This window comes from Novosphingobium sp. (assembly GCF_019748365.1).
Taxonomy (GTDB): Bacteria; Pseudomonadota; Alphaproteobacteria; order Sphingomonadales; family Sphingomonadaceae; genus Novosphingobium.
The window spans coordinates 1-6,535 of sequence record NZ_JAIEPN010000206.1; the positions used below are offsets into that span (position 1 = coordinate 1).

General features: G+C 64.5%; 3 protein-coding genes. 2 read left to right on the forward strand and 1 reads right to left on the reverse strand.

Annotated features, from left to right (window positions below):
- The coding region (gene lepA / locus K5Q19_RS21730; protein ID WP_292949595.1) for a translation elongation factor 4 at nucleotides 1-1,536 on the forward strand (1,536 nt) is incomplete at its 5' end.
- Between the two features lie 9 nt (nucleotides 1,537-1,545).
- Here the strand turns inward: lepA and K5Q19_RS21735 are convergent.
- Nucleotides 1,546-2,319, reverse strand: coding sequence for a glucose 1-dehydrogenase (locus K5Q19_RS21735; RefSeq protein ID WP_292949598.1), 774 nt, complete (start codon nucleotides 2,317-2,319; stop codon nucleotides 1,546-1,548).
- Nucleotides 2,320-2,701: 382 nt separating this feature from the next.
- Between K5Q19_RS21735 and K5Q19_RS21740 the strand changes: the two genes are divergently transcribed.
- Complete coding sequence (locus K5Q19_RS21740; RefSeq protein ID WP_292949601.1) at nucleotides 2,702-6,487, forward strand: cadherin-like domain-containing protein; 3,786 nt, start codon at nucleotides 2,702-2,704, stop codon at nucleotides 6,485-6,487.
- The last annotated feature ends 48 nt before the right edge of the window (nucleotides 6,488-6,535 follow it).

Below are 6,535 nucleotides of genomic sequence, written 5' to 3' on the forward strand. Positions count from 1 at the left end.
GAAGTCAGCCGCAGCCTCGCCGCCTGCGAAGGCGCGCTGCTGGTGGTCGATGCGGCGCAGGGCGTCGAGGCGCAGACGCTTGCCAACGTCTACCAGTCGATCGAGCACGACCACGAGATCGTCCCCGTGATCAACAAGATCGACTTGCCCGCCGCCGAGCCTGAAAAGGTGCGCGCCGAGATCGAGGAAGTGATCGGCATCGACGCGAGCGAGGCCGTGCTCACCAGCGCCAAATCGGGCATCGGCATTGAGGAAGTGCTCGATGCGGTGGTCGCGCGCATCCCTCCGCCGAAGGGCGACCGCACCGCGCCGCTGAAGGCCATGCTGGTGGACTCATGGTACGACCCCTACCTCGGTGTCGTCATCCTCGTGCGCGTGATCGACGGCGTCATCAGGAAGGGTCTGCAGGTCAAGTTCATGGCCGGCGGCACCGAACACCTGATCGACCGCGTCGGCTGCATGCGGCCCAAACTGCAAGTGCTCGACGAACTCGGGCCGGGCGAAATCGGCATCATCACCGCGCAGATCAAGGAAGTGGCACAGGCCCGCGTGGGTGACACGATCACCACGGTCAAGCAGGGCGCGACGCAGGCGCTGGCGGGCTTCAAGGAAGTCCAGCCGGTCGTCTTCTGCGGCCTGTTCCCGGTCGATGCGGCAGACTTTGAGAAGCTGCGCGAAAGCATCGGCAAGCTGCGGCTGAATGACGCCAGCTTCTCGTTCGAGATGGAAAGCAGCGCCGCGCTCGGCTTCGGCTTCCGCTGCGGGTTCCTCGGCCTCCTGCACCTCGAGATCATTCAGGAACGCCTCAGCCGCGAATACGACCTCGACCTCATCACCACCGCGCCTTCGGTGGTCTACCGCCTCACCATGACCGACGGCACGGTGAAGGAACTCCACAACCCCTCCGACATGCCCGATCCGGTCAAGATCCGCGAAATGGAAGAGCCGTGGATCAAGGCGACGATCTACACGCCGGATGAATACCTCGGCTCTATCCTCAAGCTCTGCCAGGACCGCCGCGGCATCCAGACCGGGCTGACCTATGTCGGCGGCCGCGCGCAAGTCAGCTATGAGCTGCCGCTCAACGAAGTGGTGTTCGATTTCTATGATCGCCTGAAATCGATCAGCCGCGGCTACGCGAGCTTCGACTACGAGCAGATCGGCCTGCGTGAAGGCGATCTCGTGATGATGAACATCCTCGTCAACAACGAGCCGGTCGATGCGCTCTCCATGGTCGTCCACCGCAGCCAGGCCGATCCGCGCGGGCGCCATCTGGTCGAGCGCCTCAAGGACCTCATCCCGCGCCACATGTTCAAGATCCCGATCCAGGCCGCCATCGGCGCCAAGGTCATCGCGCGCGAGACGATCAGCGCGATGCGCAAGGACGTCACCGCCAAGTGCTATGGCGGCGACATCAGCCGCAAGAAGAAGCTCCTCGAAAAGCAGAAAGAGGGCAAGAAGCGCATGCGCGAATATGGCAACGTGACCATCCCGCAGGAGGCGTTCATTGCGGCGCTGCGGATGGGTGAGGAGTAATCGTCCCCCTCAGCTCGCGGTAAAGCCCCCGTCTACCACCAGTTCCGAGCCAGTCATGAAGGCCGCGCGGTCCGAGGCGAGGAAGGTGACCGCGTCGGCGATGTTCTGGGGCACGCCGAAGTGGCCGAGCGGGTGGAGGTTGGAGAAGCTGGCGCGGGTGTCGTTTTCCCCGGTGCCGGTGGCCGCGGCGAACTGGGAGACGAGATCGCGGCCCATGTCGGTTTCGATGATCCCGGGGTGGATCGAATTGCAGCGGATGCGTGATGGGGCGAGTTCTACCGCCACGCCCTTGGTGAAGAGACGGACCGCGCCCTTGCTGGCGTTGTAGCAGCTGACCAGCGGGCTGCCGACAAGGCCGGCGACCGAGGACAGGTTGATGATCGAAGTACCGCCGGTCCACAGGTTCGCACGCTCGGCCAGGAGCGGGACGGCGTGCTTGCAGCCGAGGAACACGCCTTCGACATTGACGGTGTGGAGGCGGCGCCAGTCTTCGAGCGTGGTTTCGGTGAGGGGTTTCGCCAGGAACAGCCCGGCATTGTTGACCAGAATGTCGAGCCCGCCGGCGGCTTCGCGGGCGAAGGCCATGGTGTCGATCCAGCTCTGCTCTTCGGTCACATCATGCGCGCGGGCGAGGCCGCCGATCTGCTCTGCCAATTCCTCGGGCGCGGCCAGATCGGTGACGATAACGCGCGCGCCCAGCGCGGCGAGGGCGCGGGCAGACGCCTCGCCGATGCCGCGCGAGGCGCCGGTGACGAGGGCAATGCGGCCGGCAAGTTCAGTCATGGCATGTCTCTCCATCGGTTCTGTTTGCGCAGCATCCTAGCGGCGAATTTGCGGATGGCCACTGGGCGGAGTCCGGGGATGGAACTGGCGCGGGGGGAGGAGCGTGGTCGCATTCGCTGACCCTGAAATTACAAGTAGACAAACTTGATGAATAAACATCCAATCTGGATGGAAAAGGCGTTATTCCGCGTCCCGCATAGATGATATCTGATCAAAATTCTGTGGTTAACGGCGAATTATCGTGCGATTGTTACCTACTGTTCATCAAGATTGACGAAAGGTTGGCGGGCCGGGGGTGCTGACACGGGGTCGCATCCAGCGGCGATTTCCGTTCCGTCGCGCCGCGATTTTCGCCGTGCGATCGTGTGCCTAGAGGACCGCCATGCCCACGTCTTCGTCCAGCCTTTCCTCTCCTGCTGCCCGCGCCCTTGCTGTGGCAGACCTTGCGCCGACAGGCCGATCACGCACGTTCAGTCTGCGTGAGGATACCGACCGCGCGATTTCGAATGCCGATCTGCTTTCGGGTTGGCGCGATCCGGAGCGGACTCCGCTCAAGATCGCCTCCATCGACAAGGTGACCGGCGGCCGGTTGATCGAGGACGGGAAGGGCGGCTGGGTCTTCCGCCCCGATGCCAATCTCAACGGCACGGGCGCGGCGAGCATTACCTATACGATCACCGACGCCACGGGGAAAACCGCGACGGCGACGGCGCTGATCGACATCCGGGCGGTGAACGATGCGCCGACGCTGGTGCAGCAGAACTTCGTGCTGGCGCCGGGCGCGACGAAGATCTTCAGCCAGGCCGATGTGCTGCAGGGCGCGTTCGACGTGGAGGGCGATGCCTTCAGGGTGGTGGGCATCAGCAATGTGGTGGGCGGCAGCGCGCGGCTGCAGGCCGATGGCACGATCCGCTTCGTGCCCAAGGCGGGGCTGACGGGCGATGACGTGGCCGGTTTCACGATCAAGGTGCGCGATGCGGCAGGCGCGACGAGCACGGTGTTCCACAAGATCGACCTGATCGGATCGCTGAGCGGGCCTGATCCCAAGGCGGTGATCAACGAGGATGCGCCGCGCAGCTTCACCGCGGCGGACCTCCTCGCGGGGTGGAAATCGCCAACCGGCTCGCCGCTCAAGATCGTTTCGGTGACCGATGCGAGCGGCGGCACGGCGGTGCTGGGCGCGGATGGATCGGTGCAGTTCAACCCCGCCGCCGATCTCAACGGCAAGGGCGCGGGCGCCTTCACCCTGACGGTGGCGGACGGCAACGGCCTGACCGCGACGACCAAGGCAGTGATCGATATCACCGCGGTGAACGATGCGCCGGTGCTGGCCGAGCAGGCGGTGAGCGCGAAGCAGGGCTCGACGGCGATCTACACGGCGGCGGACCTGCTCGGCGCGGCGAAGGACGTCGATGGCGATGCGCTCAAGATCGTCGGCGTGAAGGACGCGAGCGGCGGCACGGTGAGCATCGCGCCGGACGGGAGCGTGCTGTTCACCCCCGGCAGCGGCGCCGATGGCGGCTTCACGCTGACCGTGGCTGATCCTTCGGGTGCGACCGCAAGTGCGAAGGTCAATGTGGATGTGACACCGGCTGCGGATGGGCGCGCGAACCTGCCAGCCGAGATCCTGAGCGCGGGTGAGTATCTGCGCTCCGATCACGTGATCCGCCCGGTGTTCAATCCCGACACCAAGCTCGATGCCCTCACCACGTTCGGGTATTACGACCCGCTGACCGATGGCCGCGTCGCGCTGGCGGACGCGTGGGGCTATGCGCTGGAGACGGACTCGCGGCTGGGGCCGAACATTCTGGCGGGCAAGCCGGACGGGGCGTGGTATGCGTTCCTCAACGAACTCAACCAGAGCCCGGATGCCAAGATCCGCGTCTATCTCAACCGCGATGTCGGCACCTGGCGCGACGGGAAGTTCGTGCCGGCGGATGCGGCAGTCGAGGCGGCAGCGCAGCAGCTGTTCGTTCCGGCGCTGGGCGCCGACGGGAAGCCGAACGGCCAGTACACCTGGAACAACCTGCTCCCGCAGGAAACCTGGCAGCTCGTTGCGGACTATTGGGCGACCAAGGTCAAGGCGATCGATACCGAGCTCCAGAAGCTGGGAACCAAGATCGACTACGTGATCGACCAGGGTGAATGGGGGCCTGCGCCGATCAATTTTGCCTATCTCAGCTGGATCAACAATCCGGCGATCGCGGCGCAGCTGGGCACGAACTACATCGCCAACATCGATGCCAGCGCGATCGATGTGCCGTGGGAGCATTACGATCTTTACCAGTACGCTACTGATCAGGCTGTGCGCATTCACGGCCCGGTGAAGGACGCCGTGCTGGCGGCAGTGCCCGAGCTCGAGGAGTTCATCTACTATATCAACAGCGGGTCGCAGGATCGTGGTCGCTATGGCGGGTACTATGGCTGGGGCTTCGACTACAGCAAGACGGCGGACTCGTTCAGCACAACACCGGTGGGTGAATCCTACTACAGCAGCAACAATACCGGTTGGGTTGGCGAATCCAACATCGTGCGCAAGCTGCTCAATGCGGTTGCGGAGCAGATCGATCTGGGCAAGCACAATGCCTACAACTTCGTCGCCTCGGGCTGGTGGGACCCGTTCTCGACCGATGCCCAGTACAAGAGCTATGCCGGTTTCCTGAAGCTGATGTACCTGACCGGTGCCACGGGGGCGAATGCTGGCTCGTACAACCTCGACGAAACGCGGCGTGATGGCGGTGACGTCAATACCGCAGACCGTGCCGACGCGCTCGACCAGATCACCACGCTCGGGCAAGTCCACGCCGCCTTCACCTGGCTGGACGATTTCATTCTCGAAGGCCGCCTCGTGGCGGGGCCCTACAAGCAGTATTGGCAGAACGACCTGCCGGAAGGCGCGAAGATCTATCCCGACTACGATCTGCGCGTCCTCGAGAACGGCGTGGAAGTCGACCGGGTGACCCAGCCGGTGCATGCGCTTGCCCGCATCAACGCGGCGGGTGACAAGCTGCTGGTCAGCGTCTGGGCAGCCGATGCCAAGGATCGCACGGTGACGGTCGATCTCTCCACCGCCGGGATCAAGGGGATCGGCAATGTGGACCTGCTCGCGCGGCAGGCCGGGTCGATCTATGTGGTCGAGATCAAGGACGGGAAGCCGGCCGCGACCCTGCTCGATACCGACGCGGAGCATCCCAGCATCGGCGTTGCGGCCTATGTCACCGGGCACGATGTCTATCACGAGGGCAGCGCCGGGGCCGACACGCTGTTCGGCACCGATACCGGCGATACCGTGGTGGGCCTTGGCGGCGATGACACGCTGGCCGGCGGCAAGGGCAGCGACACCCTGGTCGGCGGCGCGGGGGATGACATCCTCATCGGCGGCAAGGGCAGCGACAGCCTGGAAGGCGGGAAGGGCACCGATCTGGCCGTGCTTTCGGGCAAGTTCGCGGACTACACGATCGAGAAGATCGAGGCGACCGCCTACCGCCTGACCGACAGCAAGACCGGCGATGTCGAAACGCTGCGCGACATCGAGTTCATCAAGTTTGCCGACAAGACGGTTGACACGGTGCGCCAGTTGGAGGGCGGGTACGATGCGGGGACGGACCGCTTCTCGCTGAATGCCGATGACTTTGCCGTGTTCACCGAGGCGGCGCGCGAAGTGGTTGATGGCTACCACGGGTTCCAGTGGGACCATGTGGCGATCAACAACAAGAGCTATTCTGGTCCGATCGGCTATAGCCCGACGAGCGGGACGCAGAGCTTCATCATCCTCGAAGGACTGGGCAGGGAAGAGACCGGTGCGCGTGAAGGACCAGCGGGTACGCCCGCCAGCCTTTCCCGCGAGCTGCCGTTCACGCCGGTCTCGGCCAACTTCGCCTCGGGCTGGCGCGATTACCAGACGCTGACGATCAAGGCCTACGACGATACGGCAGGCGAGCACCTGATCGGTACGCAGACGGTGAGGCTGGGTATTCTGGGGCAGAACGTGCGGGTCGATTTCGATGCGGCGCTGCACGATGCGCGGCGGCTGACCTTCTCGGTCGACGATGGCGACCCCAAGACGGCGGACAACTTCGGCTTCGATGACCTCGTCATTGCCGAAAGCGCGAGCCTGCAGATCCCCGTGCCCGCGGGGCCAGGTGCGGCGTTCGATCTCTGGATCTGATCCCTGCCTGACAAGGGCAAGGCTGCCCACCGCCTTGCCCTTTTCGCC